Here is a 1,634-nt window from a genome sequence, read left to right on the forward strand (position 1 = left end):
GGCGAGGTCAGCGGCCTGGCGTCGGTGGCGATCGCGCATCCCGGTATCGATCTCGAGCGGCTGCTGTTCCTCAAGGACCTGTTCGTGCGCGACAAAGCCCGCAACGCTGGTGTCGGCCGGGCGCTGATCGGCTTTCTCGCCGATCATTGCCTGCGCGAAGGCATCGGCCGCATCGACCTGACCAGCGAGGACTGGAACGAAGGCGCGCAGCGCTTCTACGACCGGCTTGGCGCAGAACGCCACGGCCAGAAGGTCTTTCTCAGGCTTTCGGGCGAGGCGCTGAAGGCGATCATCCCTAGACCCTGACGCCCGCCGGCACCGGTCCCCACTGGTTTTCGCGGGCCTGCGTCGGGATCAGCGCGAAGACCAGGATGATCAGGCTGCCGATGGTCGGGATCAGCACCACCAGATAAAGCCAGCCCGAGAGGCCGATGTCATGGATGCGGCGAACGGTCATGCCGAGGCTGGGCAGCAGTGTCGCCAGGACGAAGGTGCCGCAAAGGCCGACGGTTACCGCCGCCGATACGCTGCTGTCGAAATTGCCCATTTCGTTGTCGGCGAAAAGACCGATACCGCCGATGACAAGCAGCGAGACCACCCAGAACAGGAAATAACCCCAATATTCCTTGCGGCGGGCACGTCCGGCGAAATTGAAATAGTTCTGCGTCACGCCACGCCAGAAATAGCCCCAGAGATCGGTGGGCTCGGCCGGCCCGGAGGAACGGCCGAAATGCTGGGCCTGTGGCGCAGAAGCGGATGGTGCGTTACCGGCTTGAGTCGGCGCGGCGCTCGTACCAGCGTCGCCGGCCGGCGCAGCCGTCTCGGCGGCGATCAAAAAGACGTCGCGCGCCTGGCCGCCGCCCGCCTGGAATTCCACGCCCGCGCCCTTCCGCATAGTGGTTTCCCGGCGCAGGTTTTCGCGGGTGAAGGTGTAGCGGTTGCCGTCGGCTCCGGTGATGAAGCCGAAGCCCTGGACTTCGTCATAATGAAGCACTTTGCCGCGCATTTGCCACCCCCACTTGCCACGTCCCTGCCAAGGTGTGGCACATGGCCGAACCGATGGGCAAGACCGCATCGGGATGCGGCCGGCGTCATGCGGGCGGATGAGGCTCGTTGCCCGGTCTTACGAAGGCCGCTTCTTCGCCTTCTTGTGCTTGGGTGCACCAGAGGTGTCGAATTTCGGCTTGCCCGGCTTCTTCGCCCATGGCTTTGCATCATGCGGGGCGGTCGGGCGCTGATCGGCTGCTGCCGGTGCACGTTTTTCGAATTTGCGCTTCGGCGCGTTGGGATCGAACGGCGCCTTGCCGCGATGCGGCTTCTTGTCGGGGCTTGGCGGCTGATAGCCGGCGCGCGACAGATCGGGCGTACCGTCGAGCCGCTTCACCAGGATGTTGCCTTGCAGCTTCCGGTCGGGACCGATCGCGGCCAGGAAGCGGTCTGCCCAATCCGCTGCGATCTGCACGTAGGTCTCTTCCGGCTGCATCTTGATGGCGCCGATCTCTCGCTTCGAGATGCTGCCGGTGCGGCATAGCATCGGGATGAGCCAGCGCGGCTCGGCATTCTGCCGGCGCCCGATCGACAGCGAGAACCAGACGCTGTCGCCGAAATCGTCGCGGCGGCTGGGCGCCTCGTCG

Annotated in this window: 3 protein-coding genes; 1 reads left to right on the forward strand and 2 read right to left on the reverse strand. The window is 65.2% G+C overall.

Features of this window, described 5'->3' with window-relative positions:
* Nucleotides 1-306 (forward strand): GNAT family N-acetyltransferase (locus tag EOA22_RS32865; protein ID WP_164756150.1); only part of this gene is annotated, 306 nt, incomplete at its 5' end.
* Here the strand turns inward: EOA22_RS32865 and EOA22_RS32870 are convergent.
* On the reverse strand, nucleotides 296-1,006 hold the full coding sequence (locus EOA22_RS32870; RefSeq protein WP_063169563.1) for a DUF805 domain-containing protein: 711 nt from the start codon (nucleotides 1,004-1,006) through the stop codon (nucleotides 296-298). The two genes, EOA22_RS32865 and EOA22_RS32870, sit on opposite strands and share 11 nt — an antisense overlap.
* 117 nt (nucleotides 1,007-1,123) lie before the next feature.
* Nucleotides 1,124-1,634, reverse strand: a 511-nt coding sequence (locus EOA22_RS32875; protein WP_206521436.1) for a DbpA RNA binding domain-containing protein, incomplete at its 5' end; no start/stop codon positions are given.

It is taken from the genome of Mesorhizobium sp. M7A.F.Ca.US.014.04.1.1 (assembly GCF_003998745.1).
GTDB classification, from domain to species: domain Bacteria; phylum Pseudomonadota; class Alphaproteobacteria; order Rhizobiales; family Rhizobiaceae; genus Mesorhizobium; species Mesorhizobium ciceri.